Origin of the sequence: Novipirellula galeiformis (genome assembly GCF_007860095.1) — a bacterium.
GTDB lineage: Bacteria > Planctomycetota > Planctomycetia > Pirellulales > Pirellulaceae > Novipirellula > Novipirellula galeiformis.
Map to the genome: position 1 here is coordinate 1 of NZ_SJPT01000017.1, position 24,195 is coordinate 24,195.

The 24,195-nt window shown below is 55.9% G+C and carries 15 protein-coding genes; 5 read left to right on the forward strand and 10 right to left on the reverse strand.

Annotation, left to right across the window (positions count from 1 at the left end; all coding sequences use genetic code 11):
- Nucleotides 1-228: 228 nt before the first annotated feature.
- From Pla52o_RS25490 to Pla52o_RS25510, 5 genes are all read right to left on the reverse strand, one after another.
- Nucleotides 229-1,695 carry a sulfatase-like hydrolase/transferase gene (locus Pla52o_RS25490; protein WP_146597467.1) on the reverse strand — a complete coding sequence of 489 codons (1,467 nt, stop codon included), beginning with the start codon at nucleotides 1,693-1,695 and terminating at the stop codon, nucleotides 229-231.
- A 231-nt stretch (nucleotides 1,696-1,926) separates the two neighbouring features.
- Nucleotides 1,927-3,261, reverse strand: coding sequence for a DUF1552 domain-containing protein (locus Pla52o_RS25495; protein ID WP_146597468.1), 1,335 nt, complete (start codon nucleotides 3,259-3,261; stop codon nucleotides 1,927-1,929).
- Complete coding sequence (locus tag Pla52o_RS25500; protein WP_197169528.1) at nucleotides 3,251-6,376, reverse strand: DUF1592 domain-containing protein; 3,126 nt, start codon at nucleotides 6,374-6,376, stop codon at nucleotides 3,251-3,253. The genes Pla52o_RS25495 and Pla52o_RS25500 overlap by 11 nt, the downstream gene beginning before the upstream one ends.
- A gap of 913 nt (nucleotides 6,377-7,289) precedes the next feature.
- On the reverse strand, nucleotides 7,290-8,579 hold the full coding sequence (locus Pla52o_RS25505; protein WP_146597470.1) for a 3-keto-disaccharide hydrolase: 1,290 nt from the start codon (nucleotides 8,577-8,579) through the stop codon (nucleotides 7,290-7,292).
- Between the two features lie 230 nt (nucleotides 8,580-8,809).
- Complete coding sequence (locus Pla52o_RS25510) at nucleotides 8,810-10,993, reverse strand: acetylxylan esterase (protein ID WP_231612661.1); 2,184 nt, start codon at nucleotides 10,991-10,993, stop codon at nucleotides 8,810-8,812.
- Between the two features lie 550 nt (nucleotides 10,994-11,543).
- Between Pla52o_RS25510 and Pla52o_RS25515 the strand changes: the two genes are divergently transcribed.
- Nucleotides 11,544-13,988 (forward strand): type IA DNA topoisomerase, encoded by a 2,445-nt coding sequence (locus Pla52o_RS25515; RefSeq protein ID WP_146597471.1) that lies wholly within the window; start codon nucleotides 11,544-11,546, stop codon nucleotides 13,986-13,988.
- Between the two features lie 380 nt (nucleotides 13,989-14,368).
- Nucleotides 14,369-15,352, forward strand: coding sequence for a YncE family protein (locus Pla52o_RS25520; RefSeq protein ID WP_146597472.1), 984 nt, complete (start codon nucleotides 14,369-14,371; stop codon nucleotides 15,350-15,352).
- A gap of 444 nt (nucleotides 15,353-15,796) precedes the next feature.
- On the opposite strand, the gene Pla52o_RS25525 is transcribed toward Pla52o_RS25520, so the two are convergent.
- From Pla52o_RS25525 to Pla52o_RS27990, 5 genes are all read right to left on the reverse strand, one after another.
- Nucleotides 15,797-17,044, reverse strand: coding sequence for an alpha/beta hydrolase family protein (locus Pla52o_RS25525; protein WP_146597473.1), 1,248 nt, complete (start codon nucleotides 17,042-17,044; stop codon nucleotides 15,797-15,799).
- A gap of 374 nt (nucleotides 17,045-17,418) precedes the next feature.
- A complete protein-coding gene (locus Pla52o_RS25530) occupies nucleotides 17,419-18,591 on the reverse strand; it encodes a glycosyl hydrolase family 28-related protein (RefSeq protein WP_197169529.1) in 1,173 nt (390 codons plus the stop codon).
- A gap of 260 nt (nucleotides 18,592-18,851) precedes the next feature.
- Entirely contained in the window at nucleotides 18,852-19,919 is a 1,068-nt protein-coding gene (locus Pla52o_RS25535) for a dipeptidase (protein WP_146597475.1), read from the reverse strand.
- Between the two features lie 15 nt (nucleotides 19,920-19,934).
- The gene (locus Pla52o_RS25540; RefSeq protein WP_146597476.1) at nucleotides 19,935-20,684 is read right to left on the reverse strand and encodes an RraA family protein; all 750 of its coding nucleotides are present in this window, start codon (nucleotides 20,682-20,684) and stop codon (nucleotides 19,935-19,937) included.
- A 530-nt stretch (nucleotides 20,685-21,214) separates the two neighbouring features.
- A complete protein-coding gene (locus Pla52o_RS27990) occupies nucleotides 21,215-21,322 on the reverse strand; it encodes a helix-turn-helix domain-containing protein (RefSeq protein WP_197169530.1) in 108 nt (35 codons plus the stop codon).
- A 586-nt stretch (nucleotides 21,323-21,908) separates the two neighbouring features.
- On the opposite strand from Pla52o_RS27990, the gene Pla52o_RS25550 reads away from it, so the two are divergent.
- The 3 genes from Pla52o_RS25550 (at nucleotide 21,909) to Pla52o_RS25560 (ending at nucleotide 24,179) form a co-directional block, all read left to right on the forward strand.
- Nucleotides 21,909-22,118 (forward strand): hypothetical protein, encoded by a 210-nt coding sequence (locus Pla52o_RS25550; protein WP_146597478.1) that lies wholly within the window; start codon nucleotides 21,909-21,911, stop codon nucleotides 22,116-22,118.
- On the forward strand, nucleotides 22,105-23,709 hold the full coding sequence (locus Pla52o_RS25555) for a M81 family metallopeptidase (protein WP_146597479.1): 1,605 nt from the start codon (nucleotides 22,105-22,107) through the stop codon (nucleotides 23,707-23,709). Before Pla52o_RS25550 ends, Pla52o_RS25555 begins: the two co-directional genes overlap by 14 nt.
- A gap of 80 nt (nucleotides 23,710-23,789) precedes the next feature.
- Entirely contained in the window at nucleotides 23,790-24,179 is a 390-nt protein-coding gene (locus Pla52o_RS25560) for a RidA family protein (protein ID WP_146597480.1), read from the forward strand.
- Nucleotides 24,180-24,195: the final 16 nt, after the last annotated feature.

A 24,195-nucleotide genomic window follows, 5' to 3' on the forward strand; every position in this document is an offset into this window, starting at 1 on the left:
ACTTTTTTAACGGCAGCCAGTTTAAATTCTCGGCTGAATGTTCGACGCTTGTCCATGAATCGGATCTCCTGTCAGAGACAGTCTGACATCCGCCGGTCCACTGTCAACTTTTCGTGGGCAATTCCAGTATGATTAAGATTAGGATCAATGTAGGGCCGGTTCCCACCGGTCCTAGGCTTGCTGTATCAGTCCAGGATTTAAAGATAGTCGCCAAACGACCAGACACCTTCACCTATCGATTTCACGCCCCGAGCGATCAACGACAATCGGATCACCGACCTGAGTCTGCCACTGGCGTAGCTTTGCTTGCAGTTGCATCTTGGTCTCGGCGTGCTGCGGCGTTTCTGCGAGATCGTTCCGTTCATCGGGATCGTTGAGCAAATCGAACAGTTGCCACTTGTCGATCTGCGGATAGTGGATCAACTTCCAACGGTCACCACGAATCATGCGTTGAAAATTGCGAAAATATCCGAACACGTATTCGTGAACATGGTCCTGCTCGCCACGTAGAACGGGAACCACACTGCGACCGTCAATTGGTTTAAGGGTTCCAGCAACGTCAGGAGCAACCGGCACGGGGATTCCCACCAAGTCGCAGACGGTGGGATACAAATCACGCAAGTACATTTGTGCGTCGAAGCGTTGATTCACGGGAATGCCGGGACCGCTGATCAGCATCGGCACGTTCATCGTGTGCTCGTACATGTTCTGCTTGCCACGCAATCCATGACTGCCCATCGCCAGCCCGTGATCACTCGTGAAGATCACGATCGTGTTGTCTCGTTGGCCGCTGCCATCGAGTGCTTTCAAAATTCGACCGACTTGTTGATCGAGGTGCGAAATCACGGCGTAGTAAACGGACAAGTCCTCGCGGACCTCTTTCCCAGTGCGAGGCAACGGCAACAGCAGTTCGTCGCGTGAGTTTTCGTTGCCGTGATCGAAGGGGTGTCTCGCTTGAAAATTCTTCGGCAGTGGCATCGTCGCCGGGTCGTAGGCATCCTCAAAACCGGGAGGCAGCAACAGCGGATCATGCGGCGCGGTGAAGTTCACGTGCACAAAGAATGGCTTGTCGTGCGGCTGTCCGATCAACTTGATGCTCGCGTCTGCAAACTTTTCGCTGATGTCGCCCGTCAAACCGACGCCGAGTTCAGGATATTTTTCCTTGCCGTCGCTCGATTGGAAAATCCAGCCCGTGTAACCCGTGACAGGTCTTCCGTGCGCATCGACTTGATTTGGCTTCATCCATTTTGCGCCGCCGCCTCCGAATAGTCCGACGGTGTCCTGGTAGCCGTAGTCGCTCGGTCGGCCCTTGTTGTGCCATTTGCCAACGTACGATGTTTCGTAGCCGCCACGCTGCATCGTTTCGGCGAAGGAAACAAAGCCAGCCGGTTGTTTTCCGCCAAAATCCAGCACGCCGGTGCGGAAGCCACTGCATCCGCTCAGAATCTCTCCACGGCTCGGCGTACAGATTGGGTTTGCACAAACCGCCCGAGTGAACACACTGCTGCGTCGAGCTAAAGCATCCAGATTCGGTGTTCTAATCTGATCGTTGCCAAGCGCCGCGATCGTATCCGGTCGCTGATCATCCGAAACGATCATCAAAACATTCGGCGGCGCAGCGTCAGACGTCTGAGCCAACGCAGACGCCAGAATCACGAGCAGCAGGGTCGCAACGAGCGTTTGAATTTTCTTCATCGTGCTTCAGAACGAGAGGGTTCGGAAAGGGAAGCCAGGCACGAATGGCACGGGTATTGAATGCTCGCTGCCGTTAGTGACAAATGGAGGCCGACCGGTGGATGACCGGTTTGGTCGTTCGCGTATGACGAACGGACGGTAGGAACCGTCTCTACTTTTACTCCGAAAACTTGCCAGCATTTTTTGCCATTACCGAGCACGGCAATGGCAATAAACGTGTAATTCGTGCAATCAGCTCAAATCGGGCAATTCTCCGGTGCTTTCGTTGAAGCTATCGATATCGTGGCCAAGCCGTTTCAAAATGGATAGGTAGAGGTTACAGAGCCGGGTGTCTTCGGGGTACTTGATATGTCGGCCGGGATTGATCTGACCGCCCGCGCGGCCGGCCAACAGGATCGGCAGATTGGCGCTGGTGTGGGAGTTGCCGTCGCGCATGTTGTTGCCAAACATGATCATCGAGTTGTCGAGAAGCGATCTCTCGCCTTCCTTGATCGCGTGGAGTTTTTGCAGGAACTCGACATACTTCTTCACGCAATATTCATTCGCGATTTGATACCCCTCCAGCTTCTCTTTTCGCCCCGCGTGATGCGCCATCCCGTGGAGGCCGCCACATTTCTTGTCGACGAATGAAAAGTCGATGCTGCTCGAACTGCGTCCCATCATGAAGGTGGCGACTCGCGTGCGATCCGTCTGGAACGCCAGGGTCATGATGTCAATCATCTGGGTCAGGTGCTCGTCATGCGATTTGGCACGACCGGGCTCAGGCATGCGTCCCTCCAGCAGTGACTCCGGAACGGGGCGATGATTCTTATCCGAGAATTCGAGTTTCTTCTCCAAGCTTCGCACGGAGGTTAGATATTCATCCAGGCGATGTTGATCGTCCTGTGACACCGTTTTCTTGAGATCGTCGATGCTTTCGAGAGTCAGATCGATGACGCTGCGCGTGTCGCCCAGACCGGTGGTCTTGCCGAACAGACGGTCAAAGGCCAGTCGCGGAAAGCGTTCTCGGGCCAGCGGCGTGGTCGGGGTCAGCCAGGAAATGGAATTGCCATACAACTGGGTGATGCGCTCGCCGGTGTCGACGCCGGTCCACTCCGCTTCGGTGGAAAGCTCGAGGGAGGGCAATAAGGTCTGATCGGCCAGCTTCCGGGCGGCAGCCTGATCGACCGAAATGCCGCATTGAATATCGCTCCCCATGCTTCGCTTGACGCCCGTGCCAACCAGAAAGTTAGAGGTGCCGCCATAGTGTCCGCTGGTCGGGCGGTCGCGGCCTTTCTTGAGTTCGTGATTGAGATTGGTCAGGACGAGAACTTCATCGCGGATCGGCTCCAGCGGCCGCAGAGTCTTCGACAATTGGTAGTCCGCGCCGGTCTGTTCCGGCGTCCATTCGTAGGGATTGATCCCGTTGGGCTGATAGATAACGCCAAAGCGCAGAGGATGCTTTTCGGCTTCCGCTTTATCGGCGCCCCAGAGCATCGTTTCCAGCCAAGGCAGGCCGAGGCTGACTCCGGCAACGCCTTTCAGGACGCTGCGTCGGTTCAAGTTCCAAGTCTTTTTATTTTGCATCGGTTAGGTATCCTTGCTCTCGGCGATATCGGAACGGGTAGCTGTTGACGATGGCGGTGGCCAGAGCGGAGAAGCGGTAATCGTTTTCTTTCAAGTCCGCGACCGCTGTTTGGATAACGCTTTCGTCGTAATATTCAAGGCTGCGACCCAAGGCGAACCCGAGGCTCTTTTGCGCCATCTGATGCAGGAACGCGTCCCGCTTGGTGGTCATCAAGTAATTTTTCAATCCTGGCAGCCCACTCAAATTCGGGCCGCCTTTGAGCTCTCCCGTTGAGTCGACCGCTTGGTCGCCTTCCATGGTCCGGAAGCGGCCAATCGCGTCATAGTTTTCAAGGGTAAACCCAAACGGATCGAGACGCTCATGGCACACCGCGCAAGTCGCGTTCACGCTGTGCGCGGCGAGTCGTTCCTTCTTGCTCAGCGACTTGTCGCTAAGCTTGCTTTCATCGATCTCGATGCCGTCAGGCGGTGGCGGAACCTTGCTCCCGATCAAAGCATCGAGTATCCATTGACCTCGGATCACGGGGCTGGTTCGTCCTGGAAAAGAGGTCGCCACCAACACGCTGCCCATCGCCGCAAACCCGCCGCGTTGATCGGTGGTCAGCTCGACCTTGCGCATTTCGTCTCCCTCGATTCCGGCGATGCCATAGTGTTCGGCGAGCGTCTCATTGAGGAAGGTCGTTTTCGAATCCAAGATCTCCAGGACGCTTTTGTCCTGCTTAACGAGGTCGTCAAACGTCATCACCGCCTCTTGATACATGCTTTGTTCAAGTTGGTCGGTGTACGAGGGAAACAGATTCGAGTCCGGTTTCTTCTCGTAAAGGATTCTCCGGAATCCGAGCCATTGACTGGCAAATTCCTGCGCCAGCGAAATGGACTTAGGATCCTTGAGCATGCGCTGAACCTGTTCCTGCAACACTTTTTCGTCCTGCAGGCGGCCCTCTTGCGCCAGCTTCATGAGGGTTTCATCCGGCATCGAGCTCCATAGAAAATACGACAACCGGCTCGCCATGGCATAGTCGTCGACCTGCCGCGCGTCCTGTCCGGGGGCTTCGTCTTCAATTCGAAAGAGGAACTGCGGACGAGTTAACAGGCTTTGGACGATCAATTGCGCCGCTTTTTGAAAATCGTCGGTCTCGGCCATCGATTGGTCGTAGATACCGGTAATGATCCGGGCATCCTCCGCGCTGACGGGGCGGCGAAAGGCTCGACTCGCAAATGTCAGCAAGGCGTCTTTGACCCGTCCGTCCATCTCCGCCTGAAAGGCTTCAGCGGCCTTGCTCAGGTCGTTCCACTGTTTCTGGTCGGCCTCGGAAAGTTCGGCCGGAGCCACGCGATCTTTTTCGGCGAGATCTGCGAGGGCCGGAAGTTCCTCTTTATTGGTTTTCAGCAGCGAAGCGAACTTTTTCTTTTTAACAAAGTCGAAGAAGTTCTTGATCGGCGTCCTTTTGGCATACTCGATTTCACGTTTGATCGATTCCAGTCGGGTCTTGTCCTCTTGGCTCAACGAGACGTCGATCATTTCCTTTGCACCGGGGGCTTTGCCGTAGCCGACGAGAGCTGCGTAAATGCCCCACCACTTTTTCGCAGCTTCGACGGAAGTGTTGCCCGGGCCGCTATAGAAATAGGAATGAGTGTGCTTTCCCTTTGGAAAGGGGATCTCTTCATCCGACGCATAGGCTTGCACCAGCCCCTTGCCTTCGGCCGACTTCTCCATCCCCATCGTGGAAGTGAATGATTTCGCGCCGGCCGGCAGCCGGAAGGAGAGCAAGGCGGGAGCTTCAATATAGAAACCGCGTTCGATCTCGCCCGTCCCGGATGCCGAACTAACGAACTTAGTGCCGTCCGGAAAGTTGTCCCTGTGGATCGCTCCCTCGCCTTGCTTTTCAATCAGTTCAAGGTCGCCGAGATAAACGACGCTGCCGTCTGTTAACGTCACCTTGGGGGCGTGCAGGACAATGCGATCAAACTCATGCCCCTCGCCCACGTCGCCGACGCTAAGGTACAACGCGTTCGCATCTTCGCGAATATCCGTTTTCACCTCCATGCCCGGCTTGATCATCATTCCGGTGGCGGGAACGGAAAGCAGGACCTTTGCCGCAAAGTCATCGTGAAATGCCTGCAACTCGCTTTCGCTGACCTTCTCCTTCCGGGATTGGAGCTCCAGCCAGGGATCGAGAACCCAATGCCCGTAGTGGTTGTCCCAGCGACTGGTTTTGATATCCTCGTCCGCATGAAGAAAGGCGATGGTCCATTTGTAGAAAACACTCGGCATCAACTTTTCGCGGATGGCCACATCATAGATTTCCCGGTCGCTGGCCTTGGGATTTTCCAGGGCCAGTTTCATTGCCGGCATGAGGTAGGGCTCGAAATCCTTCCTCGGATTGTAAGCAGGAAGTTTCTCGAAGAAGTCGTTGTAAAAGTTGGTCCGCTCGCGTTCCGCCCGAACTAGATAGACGCGCGGCGGATGAGTGGGCGAGGGATCGGCGCCGAAGGTGATGCCGCGTGCGTAGCTCACCTTGGCATGCTGCGAGATGTCCCGCGCCGCCTTGAAATATTTCTCCACCATCAGCGGCAGCATCGGCATGCCCTCGGCGTTGTTGTCGAAGCCCTCGCCGCCGCCGCCATCCCCTGAGAAATACTGCGCCGGATTCAGGTCGACACCGGTAAGGTCTCGAATGGTATTGTTGTATTCGGCCTTGTTTAAGCGGCGCAGGTAATATTTGCCGGGATCCTTGACGGACGCATAATCGAATTCATCGATCGTTCTTTTGATCCATGAGATGAGTTTGTCGACCTCTTCCGCCGTCGGCCGGTGCTCCTGGTCATCAGGAGGCATGACCCCGGTTTCAACCTGATCCATGACGCTGAACCATTTCTGGAGGTCGACCAGAACATCCTGCTCCGTCTTGTAGATCTCAAAATTGAGGCCTCCTTTGTTCTCCTCGCTGTTGTGGCAATCGTTGCAGTACTCTTTGAGGATCGGTTTGATCTCAGCGAATCCCTCCTCGAATCCGGCCTGAAGATTTACGTGCGAGAAAAAGCCAAGCATCCCGGCGCCGACCCAAGTCGCCATGCGCCAACGGCTCCGCTTTTGTTTTGGGGTCACATTCATGGACGCATTCATACCTCGGAGGGGCCACCGCTCGGAATCGCACAGTCCCGTCGCGATTGGCAACGGACGCGATGAAGTCGCAGCGGAGCTAAGTAAGGAATTCCAGGCAAGTCAGGGTGGGGGGGCCTATATGATACCAACAAATCTCGCCGCTTGCTGATCTCTCCGCTCGCTGATCTCTCCGTTTGGCATTACACCGATTCAATCATTGCGATTGAGCGGCTCGATCGTTGGCGGAATTCAGCCAAGCAGGGCCGGTTCCCACCGGCCACGGGCATTAAATGTTCAGTGCGGTTAAGCAGGCAGGCAGGAATGATTGGGCGAAATCCCATCAGCCGCTTGGACGCTAGCCCCCGGTTGAACGTGGGAACCGTGGCTCGTGTTTTGTTACAGCCCGAGGTTAGGGTAGTGGACCAGGCGACGAGCTGTTGAACCCACAAATACGATTACGCCGGAGGTGTCCGCAGACATTAGCCGGCGGTCGAGCGCAGCGAACACCGCCGGAAACAGATCAAAACCTAAACGTCGACCCCGAAGGTGGCCGGAGATCCATCACCAAGAATTCTACGACACCCTTCGGGGTCGACAGGATTCGCTTGGCTAATGACCACAGGTAGCGCTGCGCTTACCTGCGGCTAATGTCCGCAATCCCTACGGGATACTTGGGGGTAATCAACAGGAGGCGACGAGTCCCTTACCTACCACGAATCCCAGGGACTCGTTGCCTCGTCCACTACGGTCAAACCCTACTTTTTAGCTGTGACAAAGCACTCACGCCAAAACGGCTAATTTGCCGAGCGACTCCTGCCTACATGCTTAGTAACAAATGGAAGGCGACCGAGATAACCGGTTTTGTCGTTCGCGCATCGGGAACGGCCGGTAGGAACCCGGCCCTACTTTTACCTGCCGCCAATCAATTCCGCTCGATGAGCTTCATCATGTCTTCGGTGATGGGCATGACCTCGAAGTCCTTGAAGAACATTTCGCAGTCGGTGCCACCGTGCATTTGCAGGCCTAGCTTGCCCGTTTTCTCGCATGCTTCGTCGACGATATCCGACGTACAGAACCCGTTGAGCGTCTGGACTAGACGGTCGCCGTATGCGGCGGTGCAGGTCGTGTTCCACTGGTCGTCCTTGTTGCGGACCTTTTCGACGAGCTCTTCATTCTTGACGACCCAGCCGCGACCGGGAATCGTCTTGCCGTCTACAATGCCGGCGGTGTGCCAGAGGGCGGAGTCCTTGCCGTTGTTGGCGATTTCATTTTGGAATCCACGCAGTACCCAGGGAGCGCTCGTTTCCTCGGCGCGGAAATACAATGCACTGTTGCCGCCGTGCATCCGGTACGTGACGCGAGCGATGAAGTTGTCGTAATTCTTGTTGGAAATAACCAGTCCATCCTTGCGTTGACTCTTGGGGTGGACGCCGTGCAGAACGCCCTCTTCGGTGAACGACCATTCTTCAGGGAGAACGAACTTGGCGTCGGCGAGTTGGTAGTTGCCATCGTCGCCTTTGACGAAGAATGACTCCCACTTGCTCTCGCCCAAATCCTTGACGCGGATATTCTTCCAAGCGACGGAACCGGACTTTCCGGAGTGAATCTGCAGTCCGATAAAGCCCTTCATCGTGAAGCTGTCGAACATATCGACGACCAACTTGCCGTTTAGCCAAGTCTTGATGGACGGTCCGACGCACTGAATTTCCACGTCGTTCCACTCACCTTTTTTACAGCTTGCCTGAGCCGCATCGAGACGATCCTGAGGGGTGTAGGCATCGAGCCACACGATGCCAAATTTGTGGCCGCGACGCCCTTCATCATAGATGCGACCGGTCGCGTTGCCGCCGGGACGCATTTCGTACTGATAGCCATAGACCCGCTCGCCATCGCCTTCGGGACGTGCGGCGGAGCGGAACTGGACACCTGAATTTCCATCTTCAATGAATTTGTATTGCAGCTTCAAAACGAAGTTGCCAAATTCCTTTTCCGAACACAGGAACGTATTGCCCGGCGTATTTGGAATGCATTTCCCGACGATCGATCCATCCTCGACCTCGTACTCCGCTGACCCGCCGCGTTTGACCCAACCGGAAAGGTCGTTGCCGTTGAACAGGGAGGTAAATCCATCTTCGACGTCCGCCGCCGATGCGGTCAGAACGCAGGGCATCATTAGCGCGATCATCATCGCAGCTACAAAAAGTTTTCTCATCGTTGTTTCTCTTGGAAGGGGGGATTGTGGGTGGGGATGCGTCGGGCGATCAATGTCCTAGATCGCTGGAACACGTCGCAATGCTAAGTGACGCATTTAGTTTTAGCGGAAGTCGTCAAGACTTTCGTTTTGCGGGATGACCGAAACGACCTCTGCATTAGCAGTCGACGTCTCCCGCGATCCATCGTTCTGATCGCGGAGCAATCAGCGACAATTGTATCGAACGATACTTACTTCAACAGCCACTCGCTAGCCGCGGCCTGCTGTTTCGCTGCTTCGCCGGCAAAGGTCACCAATCCATCAACCTGGGAAGCATCATGATACGCGGCGCTGATCAACGCAGGTTGTGAACCTTCGCCGGCGAGCCACAGCGGGTGCGGAGCATGCAGGGCGATCAAACCAGGCAGATCGAGATACTTCGCTCCACCGGGCAAGAACATCGGATCACGATAGTCGAGCAGGTGGCCGAAGCGAACCCCTTGAGTATCGATCGCGGTACGGTCGATGGCATCGCCAGCAAGCGCGCCGGCGGCGGCAACAATTGGCCCGCTGCCGTGCCATCCGGTAACGGCAATCGTTTTTACCGGATTCTCACAGGGGACGCCGTCCGCGTGACGCAGGAAACGGACAATGCTCAGCACATCGTGCGTGCGTTGGGCGAACAACGCGTGGTTGTAGCCGAACGTGTAGCCTGCGAATTCACGGGGATTGCCAACGACGCGAGCCTGCTTCACCGCTTCGCCACGCTGAAGAAACAAATCGGCGCCCACAACCGCTGCGCCCGCTTGAACCAACTTTTGTACTTCGGGGTTCACGCTGCCGTCGTCACTGCATACCGCAGCCTTGCCGTGATCATCGAGCCACAGGACCAAGCGGCCACTCGGTTGCTTTGGACACAACCAAACAACGTTCACCTCCTCGCCGTAGGTCTTATTGAGTAGCGTGCCGGTTCGTTTTACGTAGTCGCCGTGATCGTGCTCGTCTTTGAGTTCCCATGTCACGTCGCCTGCATTGGCGTACGTGCGGCCGATGGTCACCTCGACCGCCGGGAGGATCACGTCTCGCAGGCCTTCAGGTGTCGCTGCGGCATCGCGCAGTTGTCGCTCGGCGTCCTCATTAAGCCACGCCAGCAAGTTGCGTTCGAACTCCGGATCGGCGGCCTTGGGTGCGGGATGCTGGTCGTCCCAAACCGTGAGTTGCTCGGGCGGCAACGGATCGAAATCGTGCTCGATCACGGGTGCCTGGGAACCGAGCTTGAAATGCTTATTCAAGAACGTGTAGAAGGCCGACCGAGTGACCGCGTTGTAGTTATGCGGGAAGTGTTCGCCACGTTTCAAAAAGACATCGTGCTGCTTGCCGTACGCCGCGTAGAGCTGTTGCAACTCCGGAAATCCCTTGGTCGCCATCTCCTTGGTCCAGTCGTTCGCAGTGTTCATCCCTTGCGGCCTCGGCGCGGCCAAGGCGGCGAACTCAACATTGCCGGTATTCACACGCAACAAACTCGCGTTTTCGCAGGTACAACCACCCTGCATCGCGGTGCTAACCATGACGACCGGAAACGAGAGTTTGATGCGGTCATCGATCGCTGCCAAAACCATCGCCTGTGTACCACCGCCGCTCGCACCGGTGACGGCGACGCGTTGCGGATCGACCTCCGGCAAGCTGAGCAGAAAGTCGAGTCCGCGCACGGCATTGAGCGTCTGCAGGCCCATGACGTTCTGGCAATGTGCCTCGGCTTGCGGGCTGAACAGCCCCCAGTCCTTTGTTTTGTTCATCTCCGGCCGCTGTTTCGCAAACTTATGGACAAGCTCACGCGAGAGCTGAATCGAATCCGAGTCGCCGAGCATGTCCCATTGCCAAACCACGCAGCCCATCAAGGCCAATTGGCGACACTGCGATTGGTAGGTGCTACGCCCGGCCCGCTCAAAACGCTCCGCGCCGTCGGCAATTTGACTTCGCAACGTACTCTCGGGCGTCATGTCCAAACGCGCATCCTTGCGGTGGCCGTGCGCCAGCATGACTCCCGGCACCTTGCCCTGGATGTGGGTCGGGCGGTACAGGTTGCCCGTCACGAAGAAACCGGGGGCGCTCTCGAAATAGACCTTCTCCACCGTGTAGCCATCGCGTTGGATCTTGCCGTGCACGACTGGATTGAGAGGAGTTTTGGTCGGCATCGGCCAGAGTCCGGTCGCCACCAAAACCCGCCGCCGCACCTGCTCTTTACGCTGCTCCCACTGCTCGAGGGATTCCGGCGGATGGAAGGGAAAATAGCCATTCAGATCCTTGAGCGGCTGATGACGGACATCTTCGGCGGACGCGATCACCGGGGCGAACACTGCTACAAAGAAGCACAGCAGAACGGCAATCGCGATGAAATGTTTCATGAGGTAGGACGCGGAGAAAGAACTCGTCATGCGGGGCTTCCTAGATCGAGAGGCGGGAAGCCTCCAAGGCTACACCCCGGCAATCGTGTCTGCAAGCGAATCGGCGACAACCATCGGTCTCTCTCTGCAAACTAGCCGCGGTTGCGGCGGCAACGAAAGATTTCAAGCGGGGAAAAACGATAAGGAAAAATAGGGGCCAGGAGTTTCAAGATAGGTTTGGGGAAACGTGAGTGTACGGACATGCTTACTCACAGCGAGGATTCCAGATTGCACTTTCACGCCGTTAGCTCGCCCCAGACCCAACCTCCGAACGGCTGACTGCGGCGAATCGCACGGCAACGCTGCTCCTCCTCTTTCTCACCCATTGGCCGCTTGACTCAGCCCCCCTCTTCAGCAACCGGACAGGCCAAGCAGGGCCGGTTCCCACCGGTCGCGGGCATTGAATGTTCAGTACCGCTAGTTGCAAATGAAACGCGACGGGCGGATGATCAAGTTAGTCGGTCAGACATAAGGGGTCGGCCGGAGGAACCGGCGCTCCTTCAACTCACTGAGGTCATGGACCTGATACGAAGGTGTTTTGATGAAGGTAATCTTAGCAGAAAAGCCTTCGGTGGCTCGCGATTTGGCGTCGTTCCTCAGCGTTTCGGATCGCCGTGACGGATTCTTCGAGGGCGGAGGCTATCAGGTGACTTGGGCCTTTGGCCACTTAGTTGAGCTGAAGGAACCCGGTGACTATGACCCGGCGCTGAAACGTTGGACACTCGAGTCATTGCCCTTCGTTCCCAAGAAATTTCAGTTGCGGCTGCGGGGTGATGACGGTGCAAAAAAGCAATTCGCAGTAATCAAACGGTTGTTTCTCGAGGCCACCTCATTGATCTGTGCGACCGATGCGGGGCGTGAAGGAGAACTGATCTTTCGCTACATCCAGTCGCTTACGGGGTGCACGAATAAGCCCGCCCAGCGGTTGTGGCTCAGTTCGCTAACCCCGACGGCAATCGGCGACGCATTTCGTATGATCCGTCCACTGTCGGACTACGACAATCTTTACGCCGCAGCCAAGTGCCGAAGTCAAGCGGATTGGGTCGTGGGTATCAACGCGACTCGAAATTACACGGTGCGTTATCGATCGGCGTCCGAGCGTGGTGCGTCGGGGCTGCTGTGGAGTCTCGGTCGCGTACAAACTCCTGTGCTCACGATGATCACTCGCCGTGATGATGAGATCCGAACGTTCCAATCCGAGCCGTTTTGGGAACTGATGACCCAATATCGCGATGTCCACTTTCGGTACAGAGGCAAGCGGTTCGACGATCAAGAGAATGCACAAAGCGTACTTCAGATAGCCAGCAAATATGACCTGACGATTCGAGAGATCCAAAGCCGTGCCGAGAAGTCGCAACCACCACAGCTCTACGATCTGACGGAATTACAGCGGGACATGAACCGTCGTTTTGGTATCTCAGCCGCCGAAACCTTGACCACGGCCCAGTCACTCTATGAAGCGAAATTAATCACGTACCCGCGAACCGACTCGCCGTATTTGAGCAAAGACATGCGGAAGGATATCCCCGGTGTCATGCGACAACTGAGTTCAATCAAAGCAAACGAGATCGCCAAACTCAACTTAGCCGCTTTGCCGTTCACAAGTCGTATCATCAACGACGCAAAGGTGACCGACCACCATGCGATCATTCCCACCGGCGCATCCGCGGGAGTACTCCGAGGGCGAGAACAACAGGTCTACAATGCGATCGTCGTTCGGTTCATCGCGGCATTCTATCCGCCGTGTGAAAAAGAGATCACGACGGTCGATGCAACGGCGGGCGAAATCGCGTTCCGCGCTCGCGGCGTGCGAGTCGTCGCACCGGGATGGACGCAGCTGTATCCGCGAAAAGCAAAAAGCGGTGAGCAGAACGAAGAGCAGCAGTCGTTGCCTGATTTCAAAAATGGAGAATCAGGGAAACACAAGCCCTTTATCAAATCAGGACAGACGTCGCCACCGAAGCATTTCACCGAAAACACCTTGCTCGGTGCGATGGATACGGCGGGAAAACTCGTCGATGAAGCAGAGCTGAAAGAGGCGTTAAAAGAGAAAGGCCTGGGGACGCCGGCGACCCGTGCGGCAACGATCGAAACGCTGTTAAACCGAAAATACATCGTCCGTGATAAAAAGAATGTATTGGCCACCGACCTGGGACGCTACCTCGTCGCGATCGTCAGGGACCGCAACTTGACGTCACCTGAACTTACAGGCGAATGGGAAGCGAAGCTGAAAAAGATCGAAGCCGGCCAGTTGTCGCCGGAAGTTTTCATGCACGAGATTGCAGATTACACCCGAGCCATTATTCAAAGTAGTGCCGCGGTGAGCGTCAATCAAGAAATTTACGGTTCCTGTCCACGCTGTGGTGAAAACGTGATCGCGGGGAAACGGGCGTTTGGATGTTCGGGGTGGCGGAAGGGATGCAAATTTGTATTGCAGCCTTCCTACCGTGACGCCGATCTGTCGATGGATCAGGTTCGCGAGCTATTGCAGTTGAGAGTGACGAACCAACCGCTGACGATTAATGGTAGCCCCCCCTTCCTGCTGGCCATGTCGGAATCAGGAATGTTGGTTGAAATCCCCGTTCCGCAGGGTAGTGAACAGGATGGTGGGGGAACTCCGTCAGGCCGGAAACGAACCAAACGCAAAAACGGAGCAAAAAAATCGGCCGCAACAAAGTCGGGCGGAAAGAAACAAAGCAAGACAAAAAAGGACGCAAATTCCAATACGACTGAGATTGGAGTTTGTCCGTTGTGCGGAAGTCCCGTGGTGGAACAGACGAAGTCGTATGCGTGCAGCCGATGGCGTGAGGGATGCGGGTTGACAATTTGGAAAACGATTTCGGGAAAGAAAATCTCCGTCAGCAATGCCAGGAAGTTGCTTCGTAGCGGCGAAACGGCGGTGTTGAAAGGTTTTAAATCGAAAGCGGGTAAATCGTTCGACGCTAAGTTGAAATTGAACGAAGGCAAGGTGCGTTTCGACTTTTAACCGATTGCAAATCGGTCTTGGACCGAGCGAATCGATGGATTGACCATTTCCATATCTTTCCCCCTGATTCGTTGGGATGGATAAAGGTCAGGACTCGATTTCCATTTCCTGCTCCGCTGACGGCTTTTTCTGGGGTCGTCCCCGAAGCCGCAATGTGGACTCGAGACGCAACGCAAAAAATTGCTCACTCCGCCGTGCTCGTTTGGACGGAGCACCAAGGCCCTTCGCACGAATTATTAACGTAAGGGAACTCACGCGAGAGTTTCGACCTGTTCGGCGATCCGCGTCTAGTGACGTTTAGTGAAACGACCGTCATGGAACCATCAACCTCGAAGGGGGTCGCCGTGTATACTTGACTGCTTTCCAAAGGCCCGCAAGACATGAACAATACTAACTTGATCTTCGCCGGCGTTCTTTTCGCCTGTCTGTTCAATGGCCTCCAGGCGGATGCTCAGTCGGGGGCGGCGAGCGGAATCGTGGTCGAGAAGTACGCGCCGCAGAGTGGTTCGTTTCCGGCGTGCACGCATATCGACCACAGTAGCAAGACCGAGATCGTGACCAGCGGCGACCGACTGTTTTTTCGAACCGATGCGAAGTCACCGTTTCGCCAGTCGCCGATCAGTGTCTTGTCCGACGCCCACTCCGTCGTCTTCAACCCCATCGAGAAACGTTTCTACGCAACCGATACCGGCAACCATCGATTGATCACTTTTGCCGATCCCGCAAGCGACCCGTGGGAGACGTTTGCAACATCGATGGCCGGTATCAAGTTGCAGCGTCCGCACGACATCCTGTTCGACGATGCAACCGGTTGGATGTACACGCTCAATCCCGACAACGGCCAGGTGTTTCGGTTCAAAGGAACCGGCGACAGTGCCGCGGTGTTGGATCTATCCAAGCACTTGGGCTATTCTCGTGCGCTGACGATTGCCGGGGGGACGCTGTACGTGATCGGATCCAGTCATGGTGTGGTGGTCGAAGTAACCGACTTCGAAAAGCAAGAGTTCCAAATCCACAGCAGCTATGGAAAAAAAAGGAACGCCGTCGCAGGCAGCTGGCAGGGAACCGGCCTGGTCCTCAACGACGTCGATTACTACCAGGGGCACTGGTACGCGACCAGCTATTTCTGCCCGAGCTATGCTGGCGAAAACAACTGCGACGAACACAAATTCATCCGCTTCAAAACCTGGCGTGACTTTAAAGAAGGGACCTGGGACGACCTCAGTCACTTGCTCCCCAGCAAAGTGGTCCCCTACTTCCTAACGCCGCATTCCGCGGGCCTGGACATCGGCGTCTTCAGCCACGAATCTCGCGGCACCGCGGCCAGCATCTACCGCCTAACCCTAGCCCCTAACACGCCGTAAGTTCGCGGCCTCTCAACTCCGGCAAAGGAAAAGGGTCAGCCTCATTGGCTGTTGGGGAAACACTTGCGTGGACGACCACGTTTTCACAAGGCCTGGATTGCAGATTGCACGCTCATGCGTTCGAACCGACTCACCCCAAATCACCGAAGGACTGACCTCGTTCGATCGCTCAGCGAAGCGGCTCTTTCCCTTTCCCCCGACTCGCAAGGAGTCATGTAGGGCCGGTTCCCACCGGCCACGGTCATTGAATGTTCGCTGCCGTTAGTTGCAAATGCGGGCGACAGGGATGACCGGTTTTGTCGTTCGCACATGGCGGACGGCCGGTAGGAATCGGCCCTACTTTTACTGGAACAAAATATGGATCCAATCTCAGTTCGCCAGGATCTCATCTAGCCATTCGAATCTCGCTCAACTGACAACCAATGCAAACCCGGCGGTGGACGCTTAAAATTTCCAATCGCGTGGTTCGAGTTCGAGTTGTTCGGCCAGCCACTGGTATGCTTGGCGCATCGAGTCTTGGGTAGGCGTGTGGCCGCTGGCATGATCGATCATCCCCAGCGCGTGTTCGCGCCCGAAGAGCGAATACACTGGCCTCGCGGCGTTCAGGTATTGCCAGCTCTCCGGCTTGTCGTATTGGCCGGCCACGATCAAGAATGCCCTCGGTGCATGCAGGGCCAATAGCTGATGATGGGCGAGCGAAAACCCCTGGCCGGTGATCTTGTCTCCGAGATACCAAGGATCGCTCCAATTGGTGAAATCCCACCCGATGCCAAAGTCGGTCGCAATCGTCGCTTTGACGCGCGGGTCGAGGCAGCCGGTGTAGAACGCCATTTTGCCGCCCAGCGAATGCCCGATAAGCGCGATGCGATCACGGTCGATGTCCGGCTGCTCCAATAGCAGATCGATCGCCCGTTGCGTATCGTGGACAAGCTTTCCCATGCCGGTCCAGTTCGGGTGATCTTGATGAATCTTTTCTGCGGCAACTCGCCAATGATTCAACCCCCGACTGTTCGCGGGCTGAGGCACGGTGTTGTAGGGGAAGGCTTCGGGACAGACCACGACGTAGCCCTGCTGAACGAGGTGCCTGCCAAATTGAGTCGCGACCTTTTCAGTGATCCGCGTCCGCTTCGCGAGATCGAATCCCGCCATCGCGTCGGGATGATAGAACGGCACCACCGCACCGGGACGCGGCGAAATCGTAACGTTCTTCGGCTCCATCACTAGAACCAGTTGCTGAGCGCCGTCCGGTCCCGTCGGCTGCTGCAGGATCGTGCCACGGAACTCCGGCTGCTCGAACGTCTCGATCACTTTTGCGGTCTTATCGTAGGCACCGGGTGCAAACTCAGGTTTGCCAAGTAGTTCATCCCAGCTCTTGCGCAACGCGGGACGCTGTTGTTCCCAGACGCTCTTATCGGGCTTGCCGGCAAACAGCGGTGCAAGCTCCTGATCCTTGCCAAGATCATCATAGCTGGGCTTGCTCAACTTCTCAGATACGGGAAACTCCGCTAGCGCTGCGCTGGGAATTGCGAAACCGAGAACGAGCGATAAACACTTGATCACACTGCTAAGAATTTGCTTTTTCATACGGCTGACTACCAGGAATTTGCTTTTAATGCTTGCCGATCCATCTCCACGCATCGCCCCAGGTTGCAGGGGGACGCCGAGATAAACGGACGGGGGTTGATTGGACATCAGTGTAAAACGAAATCGTTCAATAGGATACTTCTCGAGCCCTTCGGCTAGCACTCGAACGAAGGCTTCATAATCTCGAGCCTTGTGTAAGATTTATTGTCGCTGATTGCCCCGGTTGAGAGCGTGATCGATCGGCCCCACCGTTCGCGCATCGGGGGGCGGCCGGCAGGAACCGGCCCTACTTTTGCGGTTCACCGCAAGAAGAGATGAACCAACAGGAGGGAACCCAGAGAACAGAGGCGGACTTAGCCAGCGTCTCCGTTTACTCAGCTTCTCCGTTTACTCAGCTTTTCCGTTTACTCTGGGACTTCCAGTTCAAGCCAACGGCGATGATCGTCTTAGAAGTATTAAATGTCTGAATGGTGGGCGGCACCTTACTCGACATCAGGTGTCGGAGCGATCACGTCGGAAACCACACTCTCCGTGCGCCGCTGGAGCAACGGCTGCGAAGCTTTCAACAAGTTACCATCGATGCGGACGTTTATCGCTCCGTTGAGAGAAATCGCGTGATCGGCGGCGCTGATTTGATTGCCGCTGATGAGAACGTCTTCGCCGGGTTGGTCGTTGTAGCGTGACTTTCCCCATACATAGAGTCCGGTCGGATTGTTTTCCGTTCCCAAAATCATATTACCTCGGATTGTCAGGCCTTTGGTATACCCAAGCTGGACGACGGCTCCGGAATTGTCGCCTGCGCGAACGAGGTTGTCACTGATCAGCAGATTGGAGTTACCGTTGCCGACGATTTTTCCTGTGACGGTATTGCCTCGAATGATCATGCCATCCACTCCACCGGCAAGGATCGATTTGCGACACTGGTTATTTTCGATGATTACATTTTTCAGGCCACGAGCGTGTTCGACATGGATTGTGGAACCACCGGGTTTTACGGAATGTTCGAGGTCACGGCAGCCGGTCACCAGATAATCGCGAGAACCAGGGCTGCCTCCCATCTGAATCCCCTGTCGAATGAAATTCCGCAGCGTACAGTCACGAACGGTGATGCTTCGACAATTGTACGAAAATGCCATGCAGTCGCCGGAGAAGTTTTCGGCAAAGACATTGACCACGGTCACGTTCTCGATCACATGATCCTTGTTATAGAACCAAAGGCCGGCATTGTGCTCGGGCGTCTCGCCCTTGACGTACTCGGAATGCGTATTTGAACCATCCAGATGCAGGTCACGGATCACGACGTTTTTTGTTCCGCCTTTGACCGGTGCGCCGATCATTCGCCAAAAGTTGCTCTGATTGACTTCCGCTGCGAACTTTAGAATCGATGCGGCTCCCTCCCCTCGAAGAATTGTATTAGGAGGAATTTCAAGAATCGGCGATTCACTATTCCGCCGCGACAGCATGAATGTCCCCGCCGGAACAAACACGGTGCCGCCTCCCGCATCGGCGCATGCGGCCAGCGCATTCTCCATGGCCAATGTATCATCGCTCTGGTCCCCCGCCGTCGCTCCGAAATCAGTGATATCGTAGTCGCCTGCGGTGGCTGGAATCGCCACGCCAACCACAAGCAACAGGATGGTTGCGATCGATTTCATACTTTCCCCCATCGTCTCGATTGAATGTGTTCGACGACCGCATGATACCTTTCCTTGCCATGCAATGCGCAACGGGGGGAATCAGACCTGCGGCGGGGGGCGGTCTCAGATTTCGAGGATCACACCGCATCGCGTTTCGATGCGGCGGTGTTTTTTTCATGAGCGAGTGGATAGGGCAGGGTATTCAGGAGGGACGGCCGGCGGGAACCGGCCCTTTTACTTTTCCTCCCGCACACATCGCACGCCAGCAATGACGGGGTTCATTCAGGCAGTATCTCGCCGAAGAACCGCATCCAATTACCGTGCATGATTTTCTCAATGTCGGCTTGGGAATAACCGCGATCCGACATGCCTGCTAGAAGTGCCGGCGGCAAGTCGGTGTAGCGGTTTAAATCCGTTGGCGTTTGCTCGTACCCGAATCCGCCATCCAAATCGGTGCCGATGCCGACGTGGTCGGCATTACCGGCAAGCTGGCAAACAATGTCGATGTTTTCGATGGCGGCATCGATCGTCGCGACCGGTTCGGATTTTCCCTGAGTGTATCCGTGCTGCATCATGATCGCGTCGAATGCGATCCCAATCACACCGCCACGCTGGATGACCAGACGATACTGATCGTCGCTAAATTGGCGCTGCCAATTGCTGATCCGGCGAGAATTTTGGTGACTAGCGTGGATGCGACCACCAAATCGCTCGGCCACTTGCCAAAACGATTTATCGGATAAGTGGGTCATGTCAACCGTCATTCCCAATCGCTCAATGTGGCTGAGCAGATCCACCGCATCGAGCGCCAAGCCATTTTCGCTTCGCGTGCCGCCCCCGTACCGGTTGCCGCCATAATGCGTCAAACCGATTGCTCGCAGCCCGTGTTCGTAGAACTCATCGATGGTCCCAGGCGTCAATAGTGGGTCAGCACCCTCCATGGCCAGAATGAATCCGAGAGGTTCGCTATCGGGTTGCGCGCTGTACTTTTGCCAATGCTCACGGAGCTCGGACTTTGTCTTGATCATCCGCATCCATCCGCTACGCTCCATCGCGCGGTAGTACGCCAAGTGGGCGTGCGCGTAAGCATAGCAGGCTTCGGCGGTGATGTGACCGAAATCGTGTCCTACGTTCGGCTCCAATCTTGCCAACAACGTCGTCAAACAAACCGCAACGCCAGCATCGCGAAGTTCGGGAAAGCTGAGCGTGTTTTTACAACGCCCCAAAATGCCGTCCATCCCCGCGACTCGTTCTTGGACGCGAATATCGTCCACGGCCTGGCGAAAATCGCGGTTCAAATCAACCCCGTTGAGGGCAAGATCTAAATGAGCATCAAATAAAAGCATAGCAACACGAAAACTTTATAGAACACCAAAACGTTGATAGGCCGCGGTGGCCGACATTCCACCCTGAACTGCGATCCGCATTTCGTTCTCGGCATTGGCTTTCGCCCAGGCTGCGAGAATGACCTCGCTCTGCATCGCCTGAGGTACGATCACAATTCCGTCGTCGTCCGCTGCGACAATGTCACCGGGATGAACGTCAACGCCGCCGAGATTGATGGGCACATCGTAGCGAACCACTCGCTGTCGGTTGCGACTGTCGTAGGGACTGGTTCCACGCCCGTGAACCGCAAAGTTCATCTCCCGCATCTTATGCCGATCACGCACCGCTCCGTCGACCAGGACGCCGCAACAACCTCGATTCATCGCGGCACCGGAAAGCAACTCGCCCCATACGCCTGAGCGCATCGATCCGTTCGCAGCACAGACGATCACGTCATCGGGTTGGCAAGAGTCGATGGCCTCCAACTCCAATTCGTAGGGATTTGGGTCTTCATAGTTGAGGTCCTCCCAGGCCGTCGTCTTGGCGCGGCCGATCAAGAGTGTGCCCTCGGTGGTCAATGGCCTGATCGGCAAACACGGCGACTGATTGCGATAGCCGGCCTCATCCAACGCATCGCATAGCAGCGGCACGGTCAACTTTTGCCGCAACTCGTCAAGCGGTATCGGCAACTCCGCAATCGCTGGCGTCGGCGTTGCAGGTTGGTTGGGTTCCCCTGACCGCAGCCCATTTTTGTTGCTGGATTGATCCGAAGACTGATTCGTCATAGGTATTAAGGCGGTAAGTCCGGCTTCTCCTGTTGAGTTTGAAGTGTTTAGGAAATTGCTTGAGATCCTTCAAGCAACTGTCGTATCCATTTTGTTGGAACGTTGTCGTCTTTAGTTCTTACCGTTGGCACCGACAAGCGGATTACGGCAAAAACCTCGTCGTTGTCGAAAACCTTGTCGTTGTCAAAAACCGATGCACCGAAGCAAAAACTTCTGCCGCGTTTCCGGGCCGCGTTTCCAGTAGGAACGACACGATCGCGTCCGCCCGTGCGGCGCGGAAACAGGGGACACGCATCGGTGGCGAAACGGCCCGTCGAAGTATGTTAGCAGTTTCAATCACGTGCAGGTAAAACATCGTTTCGATCCCCAAGTGGATTGCCTCGTCCGTTGACTTATCCCCCCTCGCATCACGGGGGCGGCGACCGACACCCCAATCCGGGCTGTTCGCTGCCAACGGCAACGTTTCACCATCCCCGCTTGCCCGGCACGTACCACCAAAGTTAGCGGTGCATCCAAGCGTGCAGAGCGTTTTAACGCAGCCGGTGTGCCGGCGACTTGGGCAAGCCTACTAGAGCGGCGAGCTCGATCAACGAGATCCATTCCGGGGGAGTGGCCGTTGCCTCCAAATTTGCGAACACCTTCAGCAATGTGAGCTGATTTTACGACAAACGTCCCACAAGCTAGCGTTCCTCGCGCAGGAATGCTAGCATCCTAGAGGTAAGTTTTTAATGAATTGATTTCACCTTAGAGCATTTCAAAAATTGAGGCACGTCAATCGTCGGCTTTGCGACAAACCGATGTTTTCACAAACACGGCGGTGCTTCGATGAAGACGATTGGACGTGGACATGCGCGCGAGCGGATGCGGGCGGCCGTGCTCAAGGGCGATGAGAACATGCCAAAGATTGCAGCCAGGTTTTCGGTCAGTCACAACGTGGTTCAAAAACTCCAATAGACCAGTGACGTGATCTCGGGACCTTGCACATCCCGAGACCGTGCACTCTTCACTCCCACACGCTTCAGTCCCACAAGGTCGGTCGCAAACGGTGCTTAACGCAGTAACGAACCGAGCGTTTGGATGCGCTAACTTCGTCAGGATCCAAGCTTGACGTTGGAGCAACTTCGCGCGAAATGTACGCGTAAAACATACGTGTGACCTGTTCACTAACAACGAAAAGGGACAGCACATGTTAAACTCAAAAACCCTCTAGCCGACCGGCCCCTCATGGTAACTCGACGCGTCAGCGAACGGATTCACGCGGCCATCCTTCGCTTATGGGGCGTTGAAAAGTACAAACCCCAAATTCTGGACGCACAATCCGTGTTCCTCTTGACGGACCGGATTCAGGTGGCTCGAATGCAGCCCGACCGAGAGTTGGCCGGTCGCGACGACATCTCACTCCGGCGAGAGACAGAGCATCATGATTCCTACTAAAAGTGATTCGATAACGAACACACGGCCCCGCGTCTTGATCGCTGGCCTTTTCCACGAGTCACACACGTTCGTGGAAGGGCCGACGCGATGGAGCGAGATGACGGTCTACCGCGATGATGAACTGCTCAAGCTCAGCGGCGACGCGTCCCCGATGGGTGGAGTCCTGGAGTTTGCCGCCGCGGAAGGCTGGGACGCGCTGCCGACGATCTACGCCGCGACCACGCCGGGCCCAACGCTCGATGACGACGTCTTAGAAAACTTCTGGTCGGAGTTTCAACAGCGGGCTGTGCGGTTCGGTTCCGATTCACGTGAGCTTGCGTCGCCTGGGATCGATGGCATCTTCCTTGTACTCCATGGCGCATCGGTGTCGCGTTCGGTTGCCGATGTCGAAGGGGAACTGCTAGCCCGAATCCGCGGCCTCGAGGGCTTCGAAACGCTACCCATCTTTGGCGTGTACGATCTTCACGCGAACTTTTCCGATGCGATGGCAAAGCACTCCAATTGTCTGGTGGGCTACCGAGAGAACCCCCACACCGACGCACGGGAGTCATCGATTCGGGCGGCGAAGCTACTCAGCCAATCATTGCAAACGGGCGTCCGCCCGCGTCAAATCGTGTCACGCCCAGGCATCGTTTGGCCGCCGACGGGGACCGCGACGGCCAGCAAACCGATGTCCACATTGTTGACGAGGGCACGCCAACTCGAGCGAGATCACCCCGACTTCTTGGCGGTCAGCGTTAACGCGGGGTTCTCTTTTGCCGACACAGCCGATACCGGCGTTTCGTTCTTGATTTCCACTGCTGGCGATCTTCAGGAAACGCAACCCGCGATCGAATCCCTCCATGCCCTAGCGTTTGAGAACGCGTCCGTTGGCAACGCGACCGACGAACCGATAGCAGCGGTGATGGAGCAACTAGAGCAGTTAAAAAAACTCGGCCAACTCGATGGTTTAACATTACTGATCGAGCCCTCCGATAACGTTGGCGGCGGCGCGCCGGGCAGCGGTATCACGATGCTCCGTGTTTTGATCGAAGCTGGCTACACCGGCATTGGCGTCTGCTTGTGGGACCCGCCGGCCGTCGATGCTGCCTCGCAAGCAAAGCCTGGAGACGTGATGACGCTCCAGCTCGGCGGTCGCGGCAGCAGCCTACTCGACCCTCCAATCAATCTCCAGTGCGAATTACTGCATTTCGGTGACGGCGTGTTTGAATTAGAGGACAAGCAAAGTCATTTGGCATCCTGCGTCGGCGACCATTTCGACATGGGCCAAGTTGCCGTCGTTCGCGCGACCGACCCAAACATGTCTGGCGGCGAGGCAATCATCTTGTTGACCACCCTCCGCACTCCACCGATGGATTTGGGCTCATGGCGACACGTCGGAATCGACCCAGAATCTTTTTCGGTCATGCCAATCAAGGCGGCGGTCTCCCACCGCCAGGCCTACGATCCGATCGCCAAACGTCAGTTTTGGGTTGATACTCCGGGGCCATGTTCCTCGCGATTGGAGTCCTTTGCGTTTCAAAATTTAACCCGCCCGATTTATCCACTCGATCCACTCGCCGAAGTGATCGGCAACCGCCCAAACGGCTGATTAGCCGTTTGGGCGTGAACCGTGGTTCCGGCATCCAATCCTTATCTCAACTCAAAACAGTTACTTCAGAAGTTCGATCCATGTCCAATTCCCAGGTTTCTTATCCTCGCGACGCCGACACGCCGGTTTCCCACCTACCATTCAGTCCGTGTGTCGTCGTTGGCAATCTCGTTTTTGTCTCCGGCCAGGCATCCGTCGACAAGACCGGCAAGATCATCTCGGGTGACATCGAAAGCGAATTCCGCCGATCGATAGAAAACGTGGAAGCCGTTTTGAAGACGGCCGGTACGGATTTGGCCCACGTGGTTCAAACTCGCAATTACGTTCGCGAGGAAAGCGACTTGGCGAAATACAACGAGTTGTACGCCGAGTATTTCAAAGATCCGAAACCCGCGCGCACGACGATCGTGAAGTGCTTAGGCGACAACCTTCGCTATGAAGTCGAATGCATCGCCGTCCTACCGGAATGATCCACCCGAACCTCCC

Excerpts from the sequence above, each read along its gene's own strand:
- Pla52o_RS25490 (WP_146597467.1), bottom strand. The coding sequence starts at position 1,695 with ATGAAGAAAATTCAAACGCTCGTTGCGACCCTGCTGCTCGTGATTCTG.
- Pla52o_RS25495 (WP_146597468.1), bottom strand. The coding sequence starts at position 3,261 with ATGCAAAATAAAAAGACTTGGAACTTGAACCGACGCAGCGTCCTGAAA.
- Pla52o_RS25500 (WP_197169528.1), bottom strand. The coding sequence starts at position 6,376 with ATGAATGTGACCCCAAAACAAAAGCGGAGCCGTTGGCGCATGGCGACT.
- Pla52o_RS25505 (WP_146597470.1), bottom strand. The coding sequence starts at position 8,579 with ATGAGAAAACTTTTTGTAGCTGCGATGATGATCGCGCTAATGATGCCC.
- Pla52o_RS25510 (WP_231612661.1), bottom strand. The coding sequence starts at position 10,993 with ATGACGAGTTCTTTCTCCGCGTCCTACCTCATGAAACATTTCATCGCG.
- Pla52o_RS25515 (WP_146597471.1), top strand. The coding sequence starts at position 11,544 with ATGAAGGTAATCTTAGCAGAAAAGCCTTCGGTGGCTCGCGATTTGGCG.
- Pla52o_RS25520 (WP_146597472.1), top strand. The coding sequence starts at position 14,369 with ATGAACAATACTAACTTGATCTTCGCCGGCGTTCTTTTCGCCTGTCTG.
- Pla52o_RS25525 (WP_146597473.1), bottom strand. The coding sequence starts at position 17,044 with ATGTCCAATCAACCCCCGTCCGTTTATCTCGGCGTCCCCCTGCAACCT.
- Pla52o_RS25530 (WP_197169529.1), bottom strand. The coding sequence starts at position 18,591 with ATGAAATCGATCGCAACCATCCTGTTGCTTGTGGTTGGCGTGGCGATT.
- Pla52o_RS25535 (WP_146597475.1), bottom strand. The coding sequence starts at position 19,919 with ATGCTTTTATTTGATGCTCATTTAGATCTTGCCCTCAACGGGGTTGAT.
- Pla52o_RS25540 (WP_146597476.1), bottom strand. The coding sequence starts at position 20,684 with ATGACGAATCAGTCTTCGGATCAATCCAGCAACAAAAATGGGCTGCGG.
- Pla52o_RS25550 (WP_146597478.1), top strand. The coding sequence starts at position 21,909 with ATGGTAACTCGACGCGTCAGCGAACGGATTCACGCGGCCATCCTTCGC.
- Pla52o_RS25555 (WP_146597479.1), top strand. The coding sequence starts at position 22,105 with ATGATTCCTACTAAAAGTGATTCGATAACGAACACACGGCCCCGCGTC.
- Pla52o_RS25560 (WP_146597480.1), top strand. The coding sequence starts at position 23,790 with ATGTCCAATTCCCAGGTTTCTTATCCTCGCGACGCCGACACGCCGGTT.